Source organism: Hamadaea flava (assembly GCF_024172085.1).
GTDB classification, from domain to species: Bacteria; Actinomycetota; Actinomycetes; order Mycobacteriales; family Micromonosporaceae; genus Hamadaea; species Hamadaea flava.
On sequence record NZ_JAMZDZ010000001.1, the window covers coordinates 4,249,685 to 4,273,902 of the forward strand.

A 24,218-nucleotide genomic window follows, 5' to 3' on the forward strand; every position below is an offset into this window, starting at 1 on the left:
CGGGAGGAGGACGACGCCGTGGCGCTCGTTCGGGTGTATTGCGGTTTGGCTTCGGCCGACACAGGGGTGGCCGGCGACGAAGGCTGGCTGACCGCCGCGGTCGTCGACGATTCAGGCCGTCTGCTTGAGGTCTGCGAGATCGGCGACGACGCGAACGGGTACGCGACGCTCAGCAGCCTGCTCGCCGAGCGCTCCAGCGCGCCGTCGGGCGTGGCGGTCGCCGCCGACAGCGACGACCACCTCGTCACCATGCTGCTGACGACGGCGGGCCGGCCGTTGTCTGTCGTCGACGACGACGCTGCAGACGATTACGCCGAGCGCTTCGCCGACGACGAGTCCCAGGAGGAGATCGAGTCGGAGCCGGCCGAGCGCCGGGCCGTCGGTCTCGCCCGGGCGCTCCAGGCGGGTGCGCTGTCGGCCCAGGCTGGTCCGGCTCCTCGGGACCTGGCCGGGCTCAAGCCCGTGCTCTCCGCCCACTCGGCGCTGACGCACGGCCGCCACGGCGCGGCCGGCGCCCTGCGCGAGGTGCTTCGCGAGCTGTATCCGGCGGCGCTCCGGGCGTACCCGGACCCGGCGGAGCCGGTGGCGCTGACCATTCTGGACCTCCTCCCCGAACCCGGTCTGCTCGCCGCCCCGGCCACCGGCCGCAACCGTGACACCGCCCTCGCCGTCGACTCGGTCGCCGCTCAGGTCGCCGCGTCCGGCGTAACCGACCACGCCAGCGCGCTGGAAGCGGTGACCGCGTTGCGCGTCGCGATCGCGGAGACTCCCCGCCGCGGCGGGGTCACCAAGCATCTGACCAGCGCCATCGCCGAAACCGTCCGGCAAGCGGTGGCCGCCGTCCGAGCCTGCGACGCGGCCTGCGCCGCCCTCATCGACTCGGTCGCGGCCCGGGTCGCGACCCCGGCTCCGGCCAAGGGCCGCCGGGCCGCCACCCCGATCACGCCCCTGCGGGCCGTTCGTGAGGCGCCCGAGCCGCCGGTCACTCGCGTTCCGGCCGCACGCCGCAACCGAGCGCCGCTGGCTCCGGTCTCGGCCAGCCCGGTCTCGGCCAGCCCGGTCTCGGCCAGCCCGGTCTCGGCCGAGCCGGTTTCGGCCGCTCCGGCCGCCGTGACACCTGTTTCGGCGACGCCCGTCTCCGCGACGCCCGTCTCCGCGACGCCGGTCTCCCCAGCGGCCCCGCTGCCGCCCGGCTTCGAGCCGACCCCGGCTGTAGGCGTGCCGATGGTGCAGCCGACCGCCGCCCAGCCCGTCATTCAGCCGGCCGCGCCGCAGCCGATGGCGCAGCCGGCCCACCAGCCGCAGCCCGTCGCAGCTCAGCCCGTCGCAGCTCAGCCCGTCGCAGCTCAGCCCGTCGCGGCTCAGCCCGTCGCAGCTCAGCCGGTCGCAGCTCAGCCGGTCGCGGCTCAGCCGGTCGCGGCTCAGCCGGTCGCGGCTCAGCCGGTCGCGGCTCCGCAACCGGTAGCGCAGCCGGCCCACCAGCCGCAGCCCGTCGCCGTCGCGCAGACCACCGTGCCGCAGCCGGTGTCGGCCCAGCCGATGCCCACCCGGCAGCCGCTGGCCATGCCGATGGCGCAGCCCGCCGCCAACCCGGTACCCGCGCAGCGCGTACCGGCCGAGCCCGAACCGCTGCCGTCCCGGATCACGCCGGCGGAGACTGGTGCGCCGTTCGTCCCGAAGCTCAGCCAGGCCGCGATCAACAACGCGCGGGCCGAGCGACTCACCACGCCGCCGGCCGAACCCCTGCTCGCCGCGTTGGACGAGCAGGGCGCCGGTGCCGCCGCAGCCGAGATCGTGTTCCCGCTGAGCCGCCCGGCCGCCCCGGCCAACGGCGGCGAGGTGCCGGGCGCCCGGTCGTCCTGGCCGCTGCTCGGCGACCGGGACGAGCCCGAGGCGTACGTGCCGGAGCCGGAGGTCCGCGACTTCGGGACCGGCGGCTACGACAAGGTCACGCCGCCGTGGCTCGCCGACGACCTGAAGCTGCCGGAGCCGCCCGCGTTGCGCCTGGTCGACGCGGCCGCGCTCGACGAGCCGCTGCCGGCGCGGGCCCGCCGTAGTGGTCCCGACCCGTTGGACGCCAACGTGTCGTTGCCCGACGACGCCGACGGCGACCTGCTGATCTTCTCCACCGTCCGGTCCGCCTGGTTCACCGGGCAGGCCGAGGAGGCCGTCGAGGACGAGCCGACCTGGAACTCCGAGATGGACCTCGGCTGGCGGGCGGCGCAGCACGCCTCGGACCCGGACATCGCCGAGCAGACCCGGGCCGGGCTGCCCAAGCGCGTACCGCAGGCCAACCTGGTGCCGGGATCGCCGATCGCGGCGCCCGAACGCCCGCTGCGCATCGTGCGCGACCCGCAGCGGCTGGCGCAGCACACCTCGGGCTACTTCCGGGGCTGGCGTCGTGGCCAGGAAGTCAACGGTTACGCCGTCGGCGGCCGGCCGGGCCGGGAGTCGGCGGGCGGCTGGGACTTCAGCCGGGACAACGATCGCGACGATCGCGACGACTACGGCTACCGAACCGCTGGATACGGCAGGTAGCATTCGAACCTCTTTGGCTAGCTCCACCCGTGAAGTAAGCCACACGGACGGGGCTTGACCTTACCTGCGGTGGGGCGAGAGCATACGCCAGCAGCAGTATCAGGTTCGGAGGCGGTTCATGAGTGTCACCCGGCGCGGTTTCCTGTCCCTGGGAGCCGCGGTGGCAGCGGGGTCGGCGCTCACCGGTTGTGGCGTCCTCAACGGTTCGCCGGCGACGGCCACCGAGAACAAGGTGCTGAGCACGGACCCGATCCGGGTCGGCGCGACGCTGGAACTCTCGGGCAGCGGCACGGTCTCCGGTCGGCTGCAAGAACGCGCCATCGCGATCGCCCTGGCCGAACTCAACGTCGACGGCGTACGCGTCGGCGACAGCTATCGCAAGCTCGACGTGGTCATCCGCGACAACCAGAGCGACGGCGCGACCGCGACCGACGTCGCCGAGGAGTTCGCCGCGATGGGCGTAGCCGCCATCATCGGCGGCCTGAGCACCGAAGCCGCGTTCGCCACCCTCAAGGTGGCCGAGGCGAAACACGTGCCGTACCTGTCGTTCTGCGCCGCCGACGCCATCTCCATTCCGTTGAGCACGCGGAAGTTCACCTACAAGCTGGCGCCGAACGCCTCGGATGTCGCGACTCGGCTGGCCCGCCGCATGCGCGCCGTCGGGCAACGGGAGGTCGTCATCCTCTCCACCGACGACACGCTCGGTTCTGACGGCGTACGCGCGACCAAGGCGGCCTTGACGGCGGCCGGACGCAAGTTGGTGGACACCGTCGAGTTGGCCGCCTCGGGCAAGGACTTCGCTGGGGCAGCGGCCCGGGCCGTGGAGGAGAAGCCGGACGCGGTCGTCGTCTGGACGTCGCCCGCCAACGCCGTACGCGCTGTGCAGGCGCTCAAGGACACCGACGAGAACCCGGCGATCTACCTGCCGCCGACCGCGATCGACGACGACACCTTGAAGGGGGACAACGCCTCCGTCATGGAAGGCGTGTACGTCCTCTACTCGCCGGTGCTGGCCGGGGCGCCGTTCATCGTGAACACCGCCAGCGGCCGGGAGATCCGGCTGTTCGTCAACCGCTACAACCAGGAATACGGCGCGTTCAGCGGCTGCATGCCGTACGCCGTCGACGCCCTGGCGCTGGTGGCCGCGGCCGCCCGGCGCGTCTCCACCGTGGAGGGGCGCCGGTTGCGGGGTGCGCTGGAGTCCACCCCCTACGACGGTGTCGCCGGGGCGTACGGCTTCAGCCCGATCGACCACGGCGGTATGGCCCCCGAGGTGCTGGCCCTGTTCCAGGCCAAGGGCGGGGCCTGGCAGCGCCTCTGAGGCCCGCTCAGCCCGCGGAACACGCATACGAAAGAGCGGCCTCCCGCGAAGGGGGCCGCTCTTCTCGTTGTGACCGGCGTCAGGCCGGAATGCCGGTACGCGTCCGCCGCATGCTCAGCACGTATTCCACCAGGCCGATGAGTACCTGCTTGGTGGACTCGCGGCCACGGGCGTCACACGGCAGCACCGGGACCTCCGGAGAGATCGCGAGCGCGTCGCGAACGTCCTGCTCGGAGTGGAACTGCGTGCCGTCGAAGCAGTTGATCGCCACGACGTACGGCAGCTTGCGGTGCTCGAAGAAGTCGATCGCCGCGAAGCAGTCGGCCAGCCGCCGGGTGTCGACGAGGACGACCGCGCCGATCGCGCCGCGAACCAGCTCGTCCCACATGAACCAGAACCGCGTCTGGCCCGGCGTACCGAACAGGTACAGGATCAGGTCGCGGTCGATCGAGATCCGGCCGAAGTCCATCGCGACCGTGGTCGTCGTCTTGCCCGGCACCTGCCGGGTGTCGTCGACCCCGACGCCCGCGGACGTCATGATCGCTTCGGTGGTCAGCGGGGTGATCTCCGATACCGACCCGACCAGCGTGGTCTTGCCCACGCCGAAGCCACCGGCGATGACGATCTTCGCCGAGGTCACCCGTCCCACGTTAGGACGGTGCGACATTTCAGAGCCTCCGAAGTCCACTCAGCACCCTCTCCAGCAACTCAGTGCCTACTGCGTCATTGGTCTCGAACGAGGTCGGCTCATAGACCGCGACGAGACCATCTGCGGCCATATCAGCGATGAGAACCCGCGCCACGCCGAGCGGCAGCTGCATCCGCGCCGCGATCTCGGCCAGCGACTGCAGGCGGCCGTCGCACAGTGAGGCGATGTGCTGGTGTTCCCGGCCCGCGCCTTTGGTCGACTGTGTCGACCGGCCACGCATGGTCGTCTCCACCAGCGCTTCGATCGCGATCTCCAGCCTGGGCCGGGTGCGACCTCGGGTAACGGCGTACGGCCGAACCAGCGCACCGGTCGGTTCTTCGCGTTCAACCATCTAGCCGTTCACCCCCTTCCAAACCCGCCGTGGACCCTCCACCGCGGGTTCGTACCGCGCGCGTCCTCAGTTGAGCATGCCCGCCGCCGCCCGCGGGGCCGGCGTGAGCGCGTCGCCCACCCGGTCCACCAGCAGCGCCATCTCGTAGCCGACCTGACCGACGTCGCAGCTGCGCGCGGCGAGAACGGCGAACGAGGAACCGTCCGAAATGGACATCAGGAACAGGAACCCGTTGTCCATCTCCACGACGGTCTGCAGGACAGCCCCGCCCTCGAAGCACCGCGCGGCGCCCTGGGTCAGGCTGACCAGGCCGGAGGAGATCGCCGCCAACTGGTCGGCGCGGTCCCGCGGCAGGTCACGTGACGACGCCAGGAGCAGGCCGTCGGCGGAGACTGCGACCGCGTGGGCGACTCCCGGGACGCGATCCGCGAAGTTGGCGAGGAGCCAACCCAGATCCTGCGTTGATGTCATGCCTCATGCTCCTTGCCACCTTGCCGCCCGTTCGGGTTCGAACCAGCGGTCGAGTCATCGTCTTTCTGCTGCGTACGGCCTCGCTGCACACCGCGGTGGTATGCGGAGAGCAGGCCGCGAACACCTTCGGGCGTACGCCGGTCCAGCGTCGTGCCGCCCTTGTCCACACCGCCCGGGACCAGCTGCGCCATCGGAACACGCTTGGGCAGGCCGGAGCCGGTCACTTCGGTCGAATCCTCGTTCGAGGCGGACGCGGCCGCCGTGGCCGCCTTCCAGCCGTCGTCGGCGATCGTCTGCCAGCTCGGCGCGTACGGCGCCGGAACCGTGTACCCCGTAGGGCGGTCGTTGCTCCCCATGCCTGCACTACCCGCCATCGTGCTCGAACGCTGTTGCTCTCCGTCCCGAGCGCCCCCACCGGCGATCGTCGGATACTGTCCCGTGGCCTGCTCGGTCGCGGGAACGGTGGCGTACGGCCCGGCGGCCGTCTCCGCGGTGATCCGCGGGATCTGCGCTGTGGCCGAGGCGTCGGCCGCGTCGGCCAGTTCGCCGGCGGCCGGCTTCCGCGTCCGGAACCAGGCCGATTCCAGCTCCCGGAAGATCGGCAGCTCCATCGTCTCGTCCGCGGGCGGCACCTGCCGATCCGGCATGGCGGGCGCGGGCGGCACGTACGCGAGAGTCGGCCGCGGCTCCGCCCCGGCTGTCGGAACGGCCGGGTAGTCAGACGTCCGCTCGGTCGGGCGCTGCGGCAGCGGCTCGCCGACCGACGGCGTCGTCGGAACGTTGGGCGTCGTCGGCATGGTGACCGGCGGCCAGACCGGCAGCGACGGCGCGGTCGGCGAAGCGCTCGCCGGGCCGCTGACCGGGGTCGAGCTGACCGGAGTGGAACTGACGGGAGCCGAGCTGACCGGTACGCCGCTGACGGGGTATCCGCTGACCGGAGCGCCGCTCACCGGGTACCCGCTGACCGGGACGCTGCTGATCGGCGGGGTGCCCGTCGTGGGCATCGCCTCCGGCGAGGTCGGCATCTGACGCGGGATGCCCACGCCGTCCGACATCAGTTCGCCGTCGACCGTCCAGCTCTCCTGCGGCCGGCGAGTCGGCAGCGGGTTGTGGTCGGCCGGGCCGGATCCGTTGACCGGGCCGGCCGGGGCGGCCGGGCGGCCGTTGGCTCCGGTGAGGTCGGACCACGCCGGCATCGAGCGGCCGTTGACCGGCTCGGGCATCGGCGGGACGTTCGGGGCGGCCGGCGCTTCGAAGATGCGAGGCGGCTGCTGCTCGTACGCCGGACGCTGGGCCTGGCCCGGACGCTGGCCCGGCGCCTGGCGCTGCACCGGCCCGCTCTCCAGCGCCAGCGGCTGTGCGAACGGGGAGCGCGGCGGCGTCTGGGCCGGCGGCGTCTGCGGGGTGACAGGCCGGCTCGGGGCCTGACCGCGCCCGGACAGCGCCCGCGGCACGAGCACGGACTGCGGCAGCGTGACGTCGGCGATGGTGCCCCGGTCGGTGGCGGGCCGCAGCTCGGTCTTGACGCCATGCCGGGCGGCGAGCCGCGCGACCACGACCAGGCCCATCATCCGGGAGACCGCCACGTCCACCATGGGTGGCGTGGCGAGCCGCTCGTTGATGTCGGCGAGCATCTCGTTGGAGATGCCGATGCCCTGGTCCTCGACGTAGAGGACGGCTCGGTCGCCGACCCGCCGCGCCTCGACCATGACGATCGAGTCCGGCGGCGAGAACGCGGTCGCGTTGTCGAACAGCTCGGCAACGAGGTGGACGAGGTCGTTGACGGCGTGCGAGGCGACCTCGATGTCCCGGTCGACCGTGCCGAACTCGATGCGCGTGTAGTGCTCGACCTCGGACTGCGCGGCGCGGAGCACGTCCACCAGGGACGCCGGGTCGCGCTGGACGCGGGTCGAGTCGGCGCCCGCCAGCACCAGGAGGTTTTCGTCGTTGCGGCGCATCCGGGTGGCGAGGTGGTCGAGCTGGAACAGCTCGGCCAGCCGGTCCGGGTCCTCCTCGCCGCGTTCGAGCCGGTCGAGGTGGCCGATGAGCCGGTCGACCAGGATCTGCGAACGGCGGGCCAGGTTGACGAACATCGTCGCGACCGAGGACCGCAGGGCGGCCTGCTCGGCCGCGGTACGCACGGCTTCCAGGTGGACGGCGTTGAACGCCTCGGTCACCTGGCCGAACTCGTCCTTGCTGCGGACCGGCAGCGGGTCGGCGATCTGCGTCGCGACCTGGGCCGGGGACAGCTGCGCGGAGATCGACGGATCACGCAGCCGGGCGACCGCCTGGGGCAGCCCGTACTGGGCGACGTTGAGCGCGCCGTGCCGCAGTTCGCGCAGCGACCGGGCCATCGACCGGGCCACGAGCCAGGCGAACAGGATCGCCAGGATCAGCGCGCCGAGCAGCAGACCGGTCTGCACCAGGACCTGCCGGGTGACGTTGTCCCGGACGCGGGTCGCCTCGCTGGCCGCGTCGGCGTCGACCTTCTCTTCCACCTTGCGGACGAGGTCGGCCGCCTCGGAGTGCGACTGGTCCCAGTTCTGCGCGGTGAACGTCAAGGTGGACATCTGCGGCGAGCTCATCGACTCGATCAGCCCCTGGTCGAGGCTGACCTCTCGGAATGCCCGGCCGCTGGTGCGGGTGGTCCAGATCTCGAACTCGTCCGCCGTCGCGAGCAGCTTGAACGCGTTGAATGCCTGCTCGGAACCCATCAGGGTGGCGATGTAGTCGTCCTTCATCTGCGTCGTCATGGTGCCGCTGGCGAACGCGTTCAGGACGATGATCCGCTTCTGCGCCTGATATTCCTTGTACTTGGCGAGCTGCGCGCCGGCCTGCATCCGCTCGGACAGCGAGGTGTCGCCGGCCAACCGCGCGGTGTAGTCCCTCAGCTGGTTCAGGTCGCCGATGATCGAGCTGTAGGTCGAGGCGACGTCGCTCGCCTGGGACTTGGCGTTCTTCGTGCCGTCCCGGACCGGGCCGAGCGCCTGCAGACCCTGGGTGACGTTCTCCAGCGTCGCGGTGAACTTGGCGGGCAGGTCGGTCGTCGAGAGCGACTGCACCTGCTGGAGGTAGTCGTCCTTGGCCTTGTCCGTCGCGGTGATGACCTGGTCGAGCGCGCTCAGCGCGGTCTGCCGGGCCGCCTTGTCGGTGCCGGCGCCCAGCGCCATGACCGCCTTGGCCCGTTCTTCCTGCAGCTCATGGGCGAGCTCGCCGGCCTCGGTGTTGACGTTCGCGAAGGTACGCGCACGGTCCGCCAGCTCGACCGTATCCATCTGGCCGACCAGACCGTTGACACCGACGACGATGGTGGCCAGCGTCGGCACCACCATGATGAGGCCAAGTTTGGCCCAGATGGGCATGTCCCGGAGTCGACCCGCCGGCCGACGGAGACGCGAAAGGACCGAACTATCCGATCCTGGCCGCTTGCTCACGTCACCGTCCTTCCCACAACGGGCCGCCCTCGGCCCGCAGCGCTCGCTGGCCCCGCACACGCTACCCACAGTCGTGGGCGATCCGCCACGCCGTTGCTCAGCAATCAACTGCCGACCGTGTTAGGCCGGACCCCCGAGATTCCATCACGTTGGGCGATAAAGCAAAAGGCCAGCCTGCCCCAGTTCCCACAACTGGGGAGAAACATCAGGACACTTGGGTAATACCGCGCCTGCGACATCCCACCAAGAGTGACCGACGGTGACTACGCGGTTCCGATCAGCTTCGCGTACGCGGGTTTGATGGTGTCGTTGATGATGGCCAGTCGCTCGTCGAACGGGATGAACGCGCTCTTCATCGCGTTGATGGTGAACCACTGCAGCTCGGCCCAGCCGTAGCCGAACGCCTCCACCAGCAGCGCCATCTCCCGGCTCATGGACGTCCCGCTCATCAACCGGTTGTCCGTGTTGACGGTGGCCCGGAAGCGCAGATCCCGCAGGAGGCCGATCGGGTGCTCCGCGATCGACGGGGCGGCTCCGGTCTGGACGTTCGACGAAGGACAGAGTTCGAGCGGGATCCGCTTATCCCGGACATATGCCGCCAACCGTCCGAGCCGCCGACCGCCACCAAGCCCACCGGCCGACTCCGCCGGGCCGATGTCGTCCACGATCCGCACCCCGTGGCCGAGCCGGTCGGCGCCGCACCACTGAATGGCCTGCCAGATCGAGGGCAGGCCGAAGGCTTCGCCGGCGTGGATGGTGAAGTGAAAATTCTCACGTTGTAGATATTCGAAAGCATCGAGGTGTCGGGTGGGCGGGTAACCCGCCTCGGCTCCGGCGATGTCGAAGCCGACCACCCCGGCGTCCCGGTAGGCCACGGCCAGCTCGGCGATCTCCATCGACCGGGCGGCGTGCCGCATCGCCGTGAGCAGGCAGCCGATCCGGATCGTCCGGCCCAGCGCGGCGGCCTGGGCGGTGCCCTCGGCGAACCCGGCCAGCACCGCCTCGACCACCTCGGCCAGCGTCAACCCGTTCTCCAGGTGCTGCTCCGGGGCGTACCGGACCTCGGCGTAGACCACGCCGTCCAGGGCCAGGTCGAGCGCGCACTCGGCGGCCACCCGGCGCAGCGCCGCCGCGGTCTGCATGACCGCCACGGTGTGCCCGAAAGTCTCCAGGTAGCGCTCCAGCGAACCGGAGTCGGCGGCGGCGGAGAACCAGCGCCCGAGCGCGTCGGGATCGGTCTCCGGCAGCTCATGGCCGATCTCGGCGGCCAGCTCGACGATGGTCGCGGGTCGCAGGCCGCCGTCGAGGTGGTCGTGGAGCAGGGCCTTCGGGGCGTTGACGATCTCGGCGTAGCTGGGTGCGACCATGTGATGACGATATCGGAGTGCCGACGAGCACTCGTGTGAGTCGCCGGAGGATGAGCTGATCCACACCGTACTGGCCGCCTTGCGCTGCCCGGTCTGCCGCGAGGCGCTCCACCAGTCCGACGGCTCGCTGCGCTGCCCGCGCGGCCACAGCTTCGATCGCGCCCGGCAGGGCTACGTGCACCTCGGCACGGGTCGCAAGCTCCCCGAGGGCGACACGACTGACATGGTCGCCGCCCGTTCCGCGTTCCTGCAGGCCGGTCACTACCAAGGAGTACGCACGACGGTGGCGGGCTTCGTCCCCCCGTCGGCGGCACTGATCGCGGACATCGGCGCGGGGACCGGCTATTACCTGGCCGGCGCGCTGGACGCCGCCCCTGAGGCCGCCGGGATCGCCCTCGACGTGGCCAAGCCCGCGCTGCGCCGGGCGGCTCGCGCACACCCCCGGGCCGAGGCCGTCCTCGCCGACGTGTGGGCTGGACTGCCGCTGGCCGACGGATGTCTCGACGTCCTGCTGAACGTCTTCGCACCCCGTAACGGGGCGGAGTTCCGCCGTGTCCTGCGCCCGGACGGCCGCCTGGTGGTCGTCACGCCGCTGCCGCGGCACCTCGCCGAGCTGCGGGAGCGCTACGGACTACTCGACGTCGACCCGGACAAGGCCGAGCGGTTGGCCGCCACGTTGCGTGAGTTCGACCTGGTCGGGGCGGAGGAGCTGGAGTTCCCGCTCCGGCTGACCCCAGACGAGGTACGCGCCCTGGTCGGGATGGGTCCCAACGCCTTCCACTCGGCGGCGCCGGACGCCGACGCCGTCACCACGGTCACCGCCGCCGTCCGTGTCGCCGCGTACGCCCCCGCCGACCGTCAGCTAGCCGGCCGGTAGCTAGGTGGAGAGGTCGATCTCTTCCCAGCCGCCGGGCGGATCCTGATAGGGCCCGGAGAACACGACCGCCCATTCCAGTCCCCACCGGCGTTGACCGATCGCCGCCGACCCCAGTACGCCCGGCCGGTCGCCGCCCGCGGCCTCCACCGCGAGGAACGCCCAGTCGAGGCAGTAGTAGAGGTCGAGGACGGCCGCCACCAGTTCCGTCTCCCGGGGGGCCGGCAGCATCCGGGCCCGCCAGTGGGCGAAGGACTCCCCGGCGGCGAAGTCGGGCAGCAGCGGACCGTGCGGGTCGGGCGGGTTGGTCGGGTCGAGCCGCCGGCTCAGCCCGAGAACCCAGGTCAGTGCGGCCAGCGCGTCCAGGTGCAGGGCGAAGGCGTGGTGATCGCCGACGCCGCCCTTGATGAAGTCGAACTCGAAGTCGGTGACCTCGTCGTTGAGCCGGTTCTCGTCCAGCCAGGCGAGCGCGATCTCGGGCGGCATGCCGAAGCAGCGTTCCAGGATGACGGCGAGGACCGCGGCGCGGGCCTCGATCTCCCGGGTGGGGCGCAGCGACACCAGGTCGCCGGGCTCCCAGACGAACGGGAAGGTCTCCGGCGGCAGCGGCAGGCCCAGTCGTTGCAGTTCCGCTAGGTTGGCGAGGCGCGTGGCGACCGGGTCAGGGGCGAGGACTTCGGCCACAGCCCTACGCTACCCGGTCGATCACGAGCGGCTGAGCGGCGACGGCGGCGTCCGAGAAGGTGAACGCGCCGGTCGCGTCGGCGAGCGCGGCCGGAATCCGGGCCGGGTCGTCGGCGTGCAGTTCGCAGAGGACGTCCCCGGTGTTCACCGGGTCGCCCGGCTTGACCTTGAGCAGTACGCCGGCCCCCTCGGTCACCGGGTCCTCCTTGCGGGCCCGGCCCGCGCCGAGCCGCCACGCCGCCAGGCCGACGCCCATCGCGTCCACGCCCGCCACGTAACCGGCCTGCGGTGCGCGTACCACTTCGATCTCCTTGGCCCGCGCGAGTGGTGCGCCGGAGTCGCCGCCCTGGGCCGCGATCATCTCCCGCCATTTGTCCATGGCGCGGCCGTCGCGCAGCGCGGCGGCCGGGTCGGTCTCGATGCCCACCGTCGCGAGCATCTCGCGGGCCAGCGCGAGGGTGAGTTCCACGACGTCGGCGGGGCCGCCGCCGGCGAGCACCTCGAGCGACTCCTCGACCTCGAGCGCGTTGCCGACGGCCAAGCCGAGCGGGGTGCTCATGTCGGTCAGCAGGGCGACCGTGGTGACGCCGTGGGCCTTGCCGAGCTGGACCATGGTCTGGGCCAGTTCGCGGGCGCCGTCGACCGACTTCATGAACGCGCCTGAGCCGACCTTCACGTCGAGGACCAGGGCCGAGGTGCCCTCCGCGATCTTCTTGCTCATGATCGAGCTGGCGATCAGCGGGATGGCCTCGACCGTGCCGGTGACGTCGCGGAGCGCGTAGAGCTTGCGGTCGGCCGGTGCGAGCCCTTCGCCGGCCTGGCAGATCACCGCGCCGACCCGGGCGAGCTGGGCGATGAACTCGTCGTTGGACAGCGCCGCCCGCCAGCCTGAGATCGATTCCAGCTTGTCGAGCGTGCCGCCGGTGTGGCCGAGTCCGCGCCCGGACAACTGCGGCACGGCCGCGCCCAGCGAGGCGACCAGCGGCGTCAACGGCAGCGTGATCTTGTCGCCGACCCCACCAGTGGAGTGCTTGTCCACGGTCGGCCGGGGCACGCTCGACAGGTCGAGTCGCTCACCCGACGCGATCATCGCGGCCGTCCACCGGGCGATCTCCCCGGGCGTCATGCCTCGCAGCAGGATCGCCATGGCCAGCGCGGACATCTGCTCGTCCGCGACCGACCCTTTCGTGTACGCGTCGACGACCCAGTCGATCTGCTCATCGCTGAGTACGCCGCCGTCCCGCTTGGCGCGGATCACGTCGACTGCGGCGAATCCCATGGTGGTGCCTCTCTTACTGAGCTCTCCCGTTGATCATGGAGTCGACCGTGGCCTCGACGGCGTGTCACGACTGGAAACTCCATGATCAACGGGACTTGCCAAGTGGTCGCGAACTACAGGTATTCCGGGCCGAATGCGCCCGGGAGAAGCGTGCCGACGGTGGTGTGCCCGTCGGCCGTCTCGACCTGGCAGTCCGGTCCGCCGTGCTCGTAGAGCAACTGCCGGCAGCGCCCGCAGGGCGTCAGCGGTTCCCCGTCGCGGTCGACGCAGGAGACCGCCACCAGCCGCCCGCCGCCGGTGCGGATCAAGTCGCTGACCATGCCGCACTCCGCGCACAGGGTCAGCCCGTAGGAGGCGTTCTCCACGTTGCAGCCGCTGACGACCCGGCCATCCTCCACCAGCCCCGCCACGCCCACCGGAAACTTCGAATACGGGGCGTACGCCCGATGCATCGCCTCGACGGCGACCTTCCGGAGCGTGCCCCAGTCGATTCCGCTCATCAATGACCCTTCTCGTACGGCTTGCCGTCGGCGGCCGGCGCGCGTACCCGGCCGACCAGTCCGGCGACCGCGAAGATGGTCGCGATGTAGGGCAGCATGTTCAGGAAGTCGCTCGGGATCGGGGTCGCGATGGAGCCCAGCGTGGTCGCGAGCGCTCCGGCGAAGCCGAAGAAGAGCGAGGCGAACAGCGCGCCGATCGGCTGCCACCGGCCGAAGATCATGGCCGCCAGCGCGATGAAGCCCGCGCCGCCGGTCAGGTTCTTCGTGAAGCTCGTCGCGGACACCATGGAGAAGTACGCCCCACCGAACCCGGCGACCGCCCCGGCGATCAGCACGTTCGTGTAGCGCAACCCCAGGACGCGTACGCCCAGCGTGTCGGCGGCCTTCGGGTGCTCGCCGACGGCTCGCGTCCGCAGCCCCCACCGGGTGCGGTAGAGGGCGATCGTGACCACGGCGACCAGCACCATCGCGGCGTACGTGAGGATCGTGCCCTGGAACAGGGCCGGTCCGATGATCGGGATCTTGGACAGCAGCGGGATGTCCCACTCCGGCAGCCGCGGCGGCGAGTTGTACGCCTGGGTGTCCGACCGCATGATCTGCTCGTACAGGTAGCCGGTGATGCCGAGGGCGAACGTGTTGAGCACGATGCCGATGACGACCTGATCCACCAGGTACCGGATGGCGAACACCGCCAGCAGCGCCGAGATGATCACGCCACCGACCGCCGCGGCCAGCAGGCCGACCCAGTAGCTGCCCGCGACCGAGCCGAGGAAGGCGCCGAGGAACGCACCGGTGAGCAGCTGACCCTCGATCGCGACGTTGACGACGCCGGTCCGCTCGCACAGGACGCCGCCGATCGAACCGAAGATCAGCGGCAGCGCCGCGAGCACGGTCAGCTGGGCCAGCGAGCCCAGCGGGATGGTGTCGCCGTTGGCGGCCTGGGAGACCTGCCAGCACAGGGACGAGATCACGAACGCGCCGAGGGAGACGCCGACCCAGAGTCCGAACCGTTTCTGGGTGATCATCAGGGCCAGCCCGGCACCCAGCGCGATGAGCCCGAAGACGATCGCGCCGAGCTTGCCCGGGATCGGGATGGCCGCCCCGGAGGTGGTCGTGCCGAGTGCGTAGTGGGTGGTCTTGGTGCTGGCCAGCAGGCCGAACACGACGGTCGCGATCAGGCCGAGCCCGGCCAGGACCGCACCGGTCTTGCGCGCGCGGTTCCAGGTCGCCTCGGGTGCGACCAGCACGACGTCCGCAGTAGACGCGGTCATGCTCACCCCTTCGCCAGTCCGACGGTGGCCGCCGCGGAGGGCGAACGGCGCAGCTTGAAGATCGCCCGCACGAGCAGCGGCGCCGCCACGAAGATGACGATCAGCGCCTGGATGACGCCGACGATCTCGTTGGAGATGCCGGGGATGTTGACCGTGGTGCCGTCGGCGTGGGTGGCCACCCCACCTGTCTGCATCTTGCTGCCGCCCGCGGTCAGCGCACCGTAGAGCAGACCGGCCGCCACGACGCCCCAGGGTTTCACCCGGCCTAACAGTGCGACCAGAATGCCGTTGAAGCCGACTTGGCCCATCATGTCGACGGTCAGCGCGCCGGCCGTGCCGACCGCGATCGAGGTGCCGCCGAGCCCGGCGAGCGCGCCCGAGATCGCCATGGTCAGCGCGAGGGTGGCGCCCACCTTCATGCCCGCCGTCTTGGCGGCGTCGGGGTTGTAGCCGACCGCCCGCAGCTCGAAGCCGAACGTGCCCCGGCGCAGCAGCCAGGAGATCGCCCAGGCGGCCAGGACGGCCAGCACGATCGCCAGGTTGGCCCGCAGGCCGGTGTCCGACGCCGTCGTGCCGAAGATCTTCGGATACAACGAGTCGGGCGGGATCGGCTTGCTGATCGCGTCGCTCCGCTCCGGGTTCTTGACCCACGGCTGGATGATGTACCAGCTCATGAAGTACAGCGCGACGTAGTTGAGCATGATCGTCAGGATGACCTCGTGCGCGCCCGTACGCGCCTTGAGCAGGCCGACGAGTCCGCCGTAGAGGAAACCGGCCAGCGCACCGGCGATGGTCGCGGCGATCCAGCCGAAAGGCGACGACCAGCCGAGGGCGAACCCAGCGGTGCCACCGGCCAGCGCACCCATGATCGCCTGGCCCTGACCACCGATGTTGAACAGACCGGCCCGGAACGGGAGCGCGACCGCCAGACCGGTGAAGATCAGCGGCGCCGCCGCGGTGAGCGTCTCGGAGATCGGGTAGAGCACCCGCTGCCAGGTCACCCCGTCCATGCCGTAGACCCAGCGGCTGAACGTGTCGGGGTCGACGATGGAACCCTTGAAAAGGTTGCCGAACGAGACGCTCAGCAGGTCCCAGGTCGCCTGCAGGGTGGTGCCCGGCTGATAGAAGAAGTACGCCCACTGCTGCCGGGTGTTCTCGTCGCCCAGCACCATGAGGACCGCCGCGACGACGCCGGCGAGCACGATGGCGAGCAGCGTCACCGTGAAGCTGTTGTCGGCCCACAGCTCCTTGAGGAAGGCTTGACCGAGGCTGGGTTTGCCGCCGTTCCTGGTCGGCGCGACCGGCTGGCCGGCCAGGGCCTCCGCCTGCGCCGCGCTCGGCACGGGCGTCGGGTTGACCGGGAAGGCCTGACCGCCGCCGGTCTCCGACCCGCTGTCAGCGTCGCCACCCGGCTCCACGGGAGGATCTTGCTCGCTCATGCGATCACCGTCCTGCGGCCGGCGACCGCATGAGTAGGACTGTGTTTACCGATGATCAGCCTGCGGCCGTTCATTCCCCTGCCTCCGGGGTCTCGGTCTGGGTGACGCCGGCCATCAGCAGGCCGATCTGGTCGCGGGGGATGTCCGGGGAGACCACGGCGAGCACCTGGCCCCGGTACATCACGGCGACGCGGTCGGCCAGCGACAGCACCTCGTCCAGTTCGCTGGAGACGACGAGGACGGCGGTGCCGCCGTCGCGCTCGGCGATGATCTGCTTGTGGATGAACTCGATCGAGCCCACGTCCACGCCTCGGGTCGGCTGCGACGCCACCAGCAGCTTCAGGTCGCGGGAGATCTCCCGGGCGACGATCACCTTCTGCTGGTTGCCGCCGGACAGCGTGCCCACCGAATAACCGGCCGAGCGCGTACGGATGTCGAAGTGCTCGATCCGCTCCTTGGCGCCCTCGTCGATCTTGCCGGGGTTGAGGGCGAGCTTCGTGCCGAACGGCTTCTGGTTGTAGGTGTCCAGGACGAGGTTCTCGGCCACCGAGAACTCCCGGACCAGGCCGTCGACCCCGCGGTCCTCGGGGATGTAACCGACCCCGGCGTCCAGCGTCTGCCGGGTCCGCCAGGAGTTGATGGGCTCCCCGTTGAGTGAGATCTTGCCGGAGGCCACCGGGCGCAGGCCCATGATCGCCTCGACCAGCTCGGTCTGCCCGTTGCCCTGCACTCCGGCCACGCCGAGCACTTCGCCGGCGCGTACCTCCAGGGAGACGCCGGCGACCGCCTGCAGACCGCGGTCATCGGCGACGACCAGGTCTTCCACGGTCAGCACGGGCTCACCCGGCTTCGCGACGTCCTTGTGGACCCGCAGGAGCACGTCGCGGCCGACCATCAGCTCGGCCAGCTCCGACTCGGGCGCCGACGGCGGCGCGGTACCCACGGTCTTGCCGCGGCGGATGACGGTGATGCGGTCGGCGACCGCCTTCACCTCGCGCAGCTTGTGGGTGATGAAGACGATGGACTTGCCGGCCCGCTTCAGCCCGCGCATGACCTCGAGCAGGTCGTCGGTCTCCTGCGGGGTGAGCACAGCGGTCGGCTCGTCGAGAATGAGCAGGTCGACGTCGCGGGTCAGCGCCTTGACGATCTCCACCCGCTGCTGTACGCCGATCGGCAGGTCCTCGACGACGGCGTCGGGATCGACCGGCAGCCCATATTCCTTGGACACGTCGACGACGAGCTTGCGGGCCTTCTCATGATCGAGGAAGCCGCCCTTGACGAGTTCCGCGCCGAGCATGACGTTGTCGGCCACGGTGAACACCGGGACGAGCATGAAGTGCTGGTGCACCATGCCGATGCCGGCCGCGATGGCGTCGCTCGGGCCCTTGATCTTGATGGGCTTGTCGTCGACCAGGATCTCGCCCTCGTCCGGCTGGAGCAGCCCGTAGAGGACGTTCATCAAGGTCGACTTGCCGGCGCCGTTCTCGCCGAGCAAGGCATGGATCTCGCCTGGCTCCACGGTGAGGCTGATCTGGTCGTTCGCGACGAGGTCACCGAAGCGCTTGGTGATGCCGCGCAGTTCGAGTCTCAGCGGGACCTCCTCAGGCCGTGCGTGGAGTGACCTTTTTCTCCGGTGACCCCCTGTGCGCGAAGATTCTTCAGCACACGGGCGGTCTTTTGTAGCAGACGTTCGTCTACGAAAGCCCACCGGCCGCCACACCTGTCGCGCGCAGTACGCGGAGGCGGGCGGCCGGCGAGGACCGGCCGTTCGCGGGTTATCTACCCCTAGCGGGATGATCTCACCCGCGAACGTCCTTAGTTGGAAGAACTGGTCACTTCGGCTGAGCCGGCGAGGTGACCGTGATCTTGCCGGCGATGATGTCCGCCTTCAGCTGGTCGATCTCGGCCTTCAGAGTGGCGTCGATCTTGGAGTCGAAGTCGTGGTACGGAGCCAGCGAGACGCCGTTGTTCTCCAGCGTGCCCTTCGAGCCCGTGTTCGGCAGCAGCGCACCGTTCGAGGTCGCGGACTTGCCGACGGCCTCGGACACCAGGTCGGTCATGTTCTTGACGACCGTGCTGAGCATGACGGAGCAGTACTGCGTGGTGTTGCAGCCGTCCGAGTCCACCCAGATGACGGTGTACTTGTTGCCCGCGTTCGCGGCGGTGCCCAGACCGGCGCCACCGGCGACCGGCATGATCACGTCGGCGCCCTGCGCGGCGAGCGCGTCGGACTTGGCCTTGCCGGCGTCCTGCTTGACGAAGTCGTTGGTGAACAGGCCGTCCTGCTTGGCCTTGTCCCAGCCGAGGACCTGGACGTTCTTGCCCTTGACCTCGTTGTACTTCTTCACGCCGTCGGCGAAGCCGTCCATGAAGATCGTCACCGGCGGGATCTTCATGCCGCCGTAGGTGCCGACCTTGCCCGACTTCGAGTAGCCCGCGGCCAGGTAGCCCGCCAGGAACGCGGCCTGCTGGGTCTCGAACTGGACCGGGTAGATGTTGGCCTGGCCGCCGTTGCCCGAGTCCACGATGGAGAACTGGATCTTCGGGTTCGCCTTCGCCGCGGCGGTGGTCGCGTCGGCCATCAGGCCGCCGACGGCCTGGATGTACTGGCAGCCCGCGCTGGCCTGGTTCGTCAGGTTCGGCGCGTAGTCCGACTGCGCCGAGGACGCGACGTAGCTGGTCTTGATGGCGGAGTTGGCGCCCTTGGCCTTCTCCATGCCCGCCCAGGTGCCGGCGTTGAAGGAGTGGTCGTCGATGCCACCCGTGTCAGTGACCATGCACGCCTTGAATGCGGCACCGGCGGCGCTGGTCGAGCCGCCACTCGGCGTCTCGGCCGGCTTGCTACACGCGGCGGCGAACAGCGCCAGGCCGCTGGCCGCGACGAACGCGGCAATCTTCATCCCACGCACAGGGCGCAAGACGGTCTCCTCTCCCATGTGACGTCGCAAGTCCAGGTCTGCTGTTGCAAACAACTTGCGACGAATCTACGGACGGGAGATTACGCCTCTCCCTGCCCAACAGCGGATCATCGTGCCCGGTTGTTGAGCACCCGTTATGGCCGCGTGACTAAGAGGTGCACTGGGTCACCACGGCCGTCCGTCATGATCCCCGTCTTTGAGGAATCTATCGCTTTTGTCGGTTTCGCGGGCCTGAACGAGGTACCTTCTCAGTGCCAGAACACGGCGACGCCGGCGGTCACGAGAACCATGCCGATGATGCCGTAGAAATGGCCCTTCGAAACTTCCTCGCGCTTGCGGACCGGGAAGACCGCGCCGAAGATCAGCAGCGCCAGGACGAGCTTCACGATCAGCTTCGCCGTCGGCGGCTCATGACCCTCGCCCCGCAGCGGCGCCGACAGGGCGATCCCCGTGATCAGCTGGGTCCAGACGCCGATCAGCATCGCCTGGTTGATCCGGAACTTCCCGGCCAGCCACTGGGTGACCGCCCCGCCGAGCAACAGCGCGAAGCCGATGAGGTGGGCGTAGAGCAGGATGTACCGAACGAGATCCTTCACGCCGCGCAGCTTACGCCAGTCGCCACACCTGCACGTCCGGCCCGGTCGCCGCGGGAACGACGCCCGCCACGAGGTCCGCGCCGCCGTAGAGATTCACACTGACTGCACTTCTGGCGGCTCGGCCGAGAGCCTCCCCAGCTCCGCCGACGCCCAAGTCGAGTGCCTCGCCGGCTGCACGCCGGGCCACGACCAGCAGCGTCTCCTCCGGCGACTCGCGCAGGAAGGCAAGCGTGTCGGCGGCGGCGTACACCCAGCGCAGGCCGCCGCGGCGCAGCGCAGGCTGCTCGGTGCGCAGTCTCACCAGCGACTTGTACGCCGAAAGCGTCTCCTGATCCTGATCGCTTGCCCGGTTCCACGGCATCGGCGTCCGCGAGTTCTCCCCGTTCCAGCCGGTCAGGCCGAACTCGTCACCGGCGAAGACCATCGGCGTACCCGGCATGGTCATCTGGAGCGCGACGGCCACCAGGTGCCGCTCACGGGTTCCGGCGACCGTCCGCATCCGGGCCGAGTCGTGCGAGTCCAGCGGGTTCCACGAGTGCACCAGGGTGCGCCAGGACATCCGGCCGCCGAAGGAGTGCACGGTGTCCAGCACCGATTCCGCCGTACGCCGCGGAACCCCGCCCGGGGTGCCGAAGAAGTAGTCGTTGGGGGTGTCGGGTTCGCAGAGCCAGGTCCAGATCGGCCGGGTGAACCCGCCGTAGTTCATGGTGCCCTGCCAGCCGTCCCGGTCGACGTCGCCGGTCGAGTCGTGCATGTGCTCGGCGACCAGCATCGCGTCCGGGCGCACGGCGACGATCTCCCGGCGCAGCAATGCCGCGACCTCGTGCGTACGGTTCTCGTCGGCGCGGCGGCCGGTCATGTTCGCCACGTCCACCCGCCAGCCGTCGAGCAGCGGCGACCCGTCCGGGGCGTGCAGCCACTTCCGCAGTACGCCGATCATCCGCTCCCGGGTCAGCGTGCTGCCCCAGTTGAGCTTGGGCAGGCTCTTGACCCCGTTCCACGACTCGTAGTCCCCGTCGGCCAGGCCGTAGTCCGGGCCGAAGTAGAACATCTCGCGCTCAGGCGAGTTCGGATCCTCGGCGGCGGCCCGGAACCACTCGTGCGCGTCTCCGCAGTGGTTGGTCGTGATGTCGCCGATCAGCCGCATGCCCCGGGCGTGCACCGCCTCGGCCAGCCGGCGCAGCGCGTCGTCCCCGCCGAGCAGCGGATCCACCACGTCGAAGGTGGAAGCGTCATACCGGTGGTTGGACCGGGCCGGGAAGATCGGCGTCAGGTACACCGTGTTCACGCCGAGCGCCTGGATGTGGTCCAGGTGCTCGACGACGCCGTCCAGGTCGCCGCCGAAGAACTGCTCGGCGGTGCCCGGCCCACGGCCGATCACCTCGTCGAGGTCCCATTCCCGGGGCAGCGCCCAGTCCGGCAGGTCGTCCTTGTCCAGCGTCCCGGCGCTGGTTGACCGGGCGTAGCGGTCCGGGAAGATCTGGTAGACGATCGCGTCGGTCATCCACTCCGCCGGAGCGTCGTAGGCGACCAGCCGGAAGTCGGTGGCGTCGGTGAGGTCCCCGGCCACGATCCCGGCGGCGGTCAGCCACACCGGCTCGCCCTCCTCGCGGAGGAAGTAGAACCGGTAGTTCGTGACCGGGTTCCGCACCTCGTAATGGATGACCCACCACTCGCCCTCGTGATGGCGTACGGGGAGGAAGCGCGGTTCGCCGTCCGGGGTGCCCCGCAACCAGACCTCTCGGACCCGTGACGCTGCGGGTACGCGTACCCGCAGCGTCACGGTCTCGCCCAGCGCGGGGCGGGCGGTGGAGACGTAGAGCGGCGAACCGTCGTGATGGGGTTGATCGATCAGACGCATGTCGCGTCCCCTTCTGGTGAGAAGTCGACGTTTCGTCCCACGCGAGGGTGGGGTCGCGACATGGGTGATGGCTAGCCCTTCACCGCACCCGCGGTGAGGCCGTTGACGATGTACTTCTGGAGATAGAGGAAGACACCGACAGTCGGCACCGCGGTGAGCAGCGTGCCCGCCGCGAACATGCCGAAGTTGGTGTTCCGCTCGCCCGCGACCAGGCCGTAGAGGCCGACCGCGAGGGTCTTGGACTCGGGATCCCGGAGGAAGATGTTGGCCATCAGGACCTCGCTCATCGTGCCGATGAAGGCGAGCATCGCGGTGACCGCGAGGATCGGCGCGACCAGCGGCAGCAGGATCCGGAAGAAGACCTGCACGTGGGACGCGCCGTCAACGGTCGCCGACTCGTCCAACTCCTTGGGCACCGTGTCGAGGAAGCCCTTCATCAGCCAGGTGTTCACGCCCAGCGCCGTGCCCATGTAGAGCAGCAGCAGGCCGGCCGGGGTGTCGAAGCCGATGTAGCGCCAGTTCTCGGTGATGTCGGTGAACAGGATGAAAATCGCCACGATCGCCAGGAACTGCGGGAACATCTGCACGAGCAGGAGCGCCATCAGGCCGACCCGGCGGCCGCGGAAGCGCATCCGGCTGAAGGCGTACGCCGCGCTGAAGCTCAGGAAGACGCTGGCGAACGACGACGCGAGCGCGATCACCAGGGAGTTCAGGAACCAGTGCGAGAACGCCGTGTTGCTGAACAGGTGCGAGAAGTTCTCCCCGCTCGCCCCGGTCGGCCACAGCTTGGAGGACGCCAGCGTGCCCAGCGGGTTGAACGCCGCCGAGATCACGAAGACGATCGGGAAGAGCGAGAAGATCGCCACGACGACGGCGACCAGATGCCGCCAGCCCGTGCGCTTGAACCAGGTCACGAGTAGACCTCCTCGAGCGACCGGCTACGCCGGAACCCGATGATCGACATGACGGCGACCAGCGTGAAGATGATCACCGAGACGGCCGCCGCGAAGCCGAGCTGCGCGATGCCGCCGAAGGCCAACCGATAGGTATAGCTGATCAACAGGTCGGTCGCGCCGACCGTGGCGTTGTCGATGGCGTACGGACCACCGTCGGTGACCAGCTTGATCGCGTTGAAGTTGTTGAAGTTGTACGCGAACGAGGAGATCAGCAGCGGGGTCAACGCGACCAACAGCAGCGGCAGCGTCACCCGCTTGAAGCCCTGCCATGCCGTCGCGCCGTCGATGCTCGACGCCTCGGTCAGCTCCTTCGGGATGGCCTGCAGAGCGCCGGTGGCCACCAGGAACATGTAGGGGAAGCCCAGCCACAGGTTCACCAGGATCAACGACAGCCGGGCCGTCGTCGGCTGACCGAGCCAGTCGATGTGCCAGCCGAACAGGTTGTTGATCAGGCCGAAGTCCTTGTTGAACATGTCCCGCCAGACCAACAGCATCGCGAACGACGGCATGGCGTACGGGAGGATCAGGATCGTCCGGTAGATCTTGGTGCCGCGCATCCGCGGCGAGTGCAGCGCGAGCGCGCACACCAGGCCCAGCGCGAACGTCGTCAGGACCGACAGCAGGGCGAAGACGACGTTCCAGACGAAGACCGAGAAGAAGTTCCCCGAGACCGTCTTGTCGGTGAAGATCCGGGTGAAGTTCGCCCAGCCGACGCCGACCTTCCAGCCCTGGCCGCCCGACAGCACGGTCCCGTCGGCGCTCACGAAGTAGCCCTTGGCCTCGTCGGCCGGGTAGACCGTGCCGGTCTTGGTGTCCGTGACGCAGTCGCACGCCGCGTCGTAGGCCCGGACCGCCTTCAGCTCGACCGCCTTGCTCAGCCCGCTGGACTTGATCGCCCCCTGCTCGGTCGGCACCGCGAAGTTCGCGATCTCGTCGCCGCGCGCGCTCGCGTCCGGTTTGCTAAGGATGTCGTACCCGGGCACCTCGGAGAGCTGCTTGGTCAGTGACAGGTTGGCGTCGGTGAGGCCGGGCAGCTCGCTCAGGCCGTCCGCCGTGCCGACCTTCGCCTGGTCCAGCACCGGGTCACCCTTGTCGTCGACCGGCAACAGCAGGAAGACGAGCTTGCCGTCCTTGAGCGCGGGCGACAGGTTGTACGACGCCGCCCCGGTGACCTGCTCCAGCGAGCCGGTCTGGATCGCCGTGATCGCCTCTTCCTTGGTCCCCCGGTGGCCGTCGCCGAAGTTCGTGAACGCGGTGCTCACCGTGAGGATCACCGGGACGAGCTGGAAGACGATCAGGAAGACCGTGCCGGGCAGCAGGTACTTGAGCGGCACGTGCCGCCGGGTCAGATAGAGGTACGCGATCCCCGCGCCCGCCGCGACCAGTACGCCGACCCCGATCCAGTTGTCGGTGCGGATCAGCGGCGGCAGCCCGAAGAGCAGCAGGGCGGCGACGAGGCCGAGCGCGATCAGCCGGCCCACGAGGAAACCGACGGTGATCTCTCGGGGACGATGTTCGGACGGAGGGGCGGACTTCCCGGTCCCACGCTTCGGTGCGTCGGAACCGCGCTGGCCGGGCAGGCCGGAGCGCGGGGAGCCGGAGCCCCCCGCGCCCGTCACGCCACCCGACCCGGATGAGGTCGTGCTCGGCGTCGTCATCGGCGTACGCT

General features: G+C 69.9%; 18 protein-coding genes and 1 pseudogene. 3 read left to right on the forward strand and 16 right to left on the reverse strand.

Going from position 1 to position 24,218, the window contains the following annotated elements:
* The first annotated feature begins 18 nt into the window (after positions 1 to 18).
* Positions 19 to 2,538 carry a transposase gene (locus HDA40_RS19920; RefSeq protein ID WP_253763967.1) on the forward strand — a complete coding sequence of 840 codons (2,520 nt, stop codon included), beginning with the start codon at positions 19 to 21 and terminating at the stop codon, positions 2,536 to 2,538.
* A 118-nt stretch (positions 2,539 to 2,656) separates the two neighbouring features.
* Positions 2,657 to 3,859: an ABC transporter substrate-binding protein gene (locus tag HDA40_RS19925; RefSeq protein WP_253758072.1), complete on the forward strand. Its 1,203-nt coding sequence runs from the start codon at positions 2,657 to 2,659 to the stop codon at positions 3,857 to 3,859.
* Positions 3,860 to 3,938: 79 nt separating this feature from the next.
* Here HDA40_RS19925 and HDA40_RS19930 read toward each other — a convergent pair whose 3' ends face one another.
* From HDA40_RS19930 to HDA40_RS19950, 5 genes are all read right to left on the reverse strand, one after another.
* Positions 3,939 to 4,526, reverse strand: coding sequence for a GTP-binding protein (locus tag HDA40_RS19930; protein WP_253758074.1), 588 nt, complete (start codon positions 4,524 to 4,526; stop codon positions 3,939 to 3,941).
* Position 4,527: 1 nt separating this feature from the next.
* A complete protein-coding gene (locus HDA40_RS19935; protein ID WP_253758075.1) occupies positions 4,528 to 4,899 on the reverse strand; it encodes a DUF742 domain-containing protein in 372 nt (123 codons plus the stop codon).
* A gap of 66 nt (positions 4,900 to 4,965) precedes the next feature.
* Complete coding sequence (locus tag HDA40_RS19940) at positions 4,966 to 5,370, reverse strand: roadblock/LC7 domain-containing protein (protein ID WP_253758077.1); 405 nt, start codon at positions 5,368 to 5,370, stop codon at positions 4,966 to 4,968.
* Complete coding sequence (locus HDA40_RS19945) at positions 5,367 to 8,732, reverse strand: sensor histidine kinase (protein WP_253758079.1); 3,366 nt, start codon at positions 8,730 to 8,732, stop codon at positions 5,367 to 5,369. Before HDA40_RS19945 ends, HDA40_RS19940 begins: the two co-directional genes overlap by 4 nt.
* Before the next feature lie 335 nt (positions 8,733 to 9,067).
* Positions 9,068 to 10,171 (reverse strand): adenosine deaminase, encoded by a 1,104-nt coding sequence (locus HDA40_RS19950; RefSeq protein ID WP_253758080.1) that lies wholly within the window; start codon positions 10,169 to 10,171, stop codon positions 9,068 to 9,070.
* A gap of 55 nt (positions 10,172 to 10,226) precedes the next feature.
* Between HDA40_RS19950 and HDA40_RS19955 the strand changes: the two genes are divergently transcribed.
* Entirely contained in the window at positions 10,227 to 11,048 is an 822-nt protein-coding gene (locus tag HDA40_RS19955; RefSeq protein ID WP_372503166.1) for a putative RNA methyltransferase, read from the forward strand.
* Here HDA40_RS19955 and HDA40_RS19960 read toward each other — a convergent pair whose 3' ends face one another.
* From HDA40_RS19960 to HDA40_RS20010, 11 genes and pseudogenes are all read right to left on the reverse strand, one after another.
* A complete protein-coding gene (locus HDA40_RS19960) occupies positions 11,049 to 11,729 on the reverse strand; it encodes a DUF4272 domain-containing protein (protein ID WP_253758084.1) in 681 nt (226 codons plus the stop codon).
* 4 nt (positions 11,730 to 11,733) lie between these two features.
* On the reverse strand, positions 11,734 to 13,008 hold the full coding sequence (locus tag HDA40_RS19965; RefSeq protein WP_253758086.1) for a thymidine phosphorylase: 1,275 nt from the start codon (positions 13,006 to 13,008) through the stop codon (positions 11,734 to 11,736).
* A 131-nt stretch (positions 13,009 to 13,139) separates the two neighbouring features.
* Positions 13,140 to 13,508: pseudogene (locus HDA40_RS19970) on the reverse strand (cytidine deaminase); the annotation flags it as partial.
* Positions 13,508 to 14,779 carry an ABC transporter permease gene (locus HDA40_RS19975; protein WP_253758088.1) on the reverse strand — a complete coding sequence of 424 codons (1,272 nt, stop codon included), beginning with the start codon at positions 14,777 to 14,779 and terminating at the stop codon, positions 13,508 to 13,510. The pseudogene HDA40_RS19970 and the gene HDA40_RS19975, both read right to left, overlap by 1 nt.
* 2 nt (positions 14,780 to 14,781) lie before the next feature.
* On the reverse strand, positions 14,782 to 16,218 hold the full coding sequence (locus tag HDA40_RS19980) for an ABC transporter permease (protein ID WP_253758090.1): 1,437 nt from the start codon (positions 16,216 to 16,218) through the stop codon (positions 14,782 to 14,784).
* A gap of 70 nt (positions 16,219 to 16,288) precedes the next feature.
* On the reverse strand, positions 16,289 to 17,809 hold the full coding sequence (locus HDA40_RS19985; protein WP_253763694.1) for an ABC transporter ATP-binding protein: 1,521 nt from the start codon (positions 17,807 to 17,809) through the stop codon (positions 16,289 to 16,291).
* Between the two features lie 241 nt (positions 17,810 to 18,050).
* The gene (locus HDA40_RS19990; RefSeq protein WP_253763695.1) at positions 18,051 to 19,118 is read right to left on the reverse strand and encodes a BMP family lipoprotein; all 1,068 of its coding nucleotides are present in this window, start codon (positions 19,116 to 19,118) and stop codon (positions 18,051 to 18,053) included.
* A 266-nt stretch (positions 19,119 to 19,384) separates the two neighbouring features.
* Positions 19,385 to 19,732: a hypothetical protein gene (locus HDA40_RS19995; RefSeq protein WP_253758092.1), complete on the reverse strand. Its 348-nt coding sequence runs from the start codon at positions 19,730 to 19,732 to the stop codon at positions 19,385 to 19,387.
* A gap of 10 nt (positions 19,733 to 19,742) precedes the next feature.
* Positions 19,743 to 21,593: a glycoside hydrolase family 13 protein gene (locus HDA40_RS20000; protein WP_253758094.1), complete on the reverse strand. Its 1,851-nt coding sequence runs from the start codon at positions 21,591 to 21,593 to the stop codon at positions 19,743 to 19,745.
* A gap of 71 nt (positions 21,594 to 21,664) precedes the next feature.
* Positions 21,665 to 22,507: a sugar ABC transporter permease gene (locus HDA40_RS20005; protein ID WP_253758096.1), complete on the reverse strand. Its 843-nt coding sequence runs from the start codon at positions 22,505 to 22,507 to the stop codon at positions 21,665 to 21,667.
* Positions 22,504 to 24,207 (reverse strand): ABC transporter permease subunit, encoded by a 1,704-nt coding sequence (locus HDA40_RS20010; protein ID WP_253758098.1) that lies wholly within the window; start codon positions 24,205 to 24,207, stop codon positions 22,504 to 22,506. The genes HDA40_RS20005 and HDA40_RS20010 overlap by 4 nt, the downstream gene beginning before the upstream one ends.
* Positions 24,208 to 24,218: the final 11 nt, after the last annotated feature.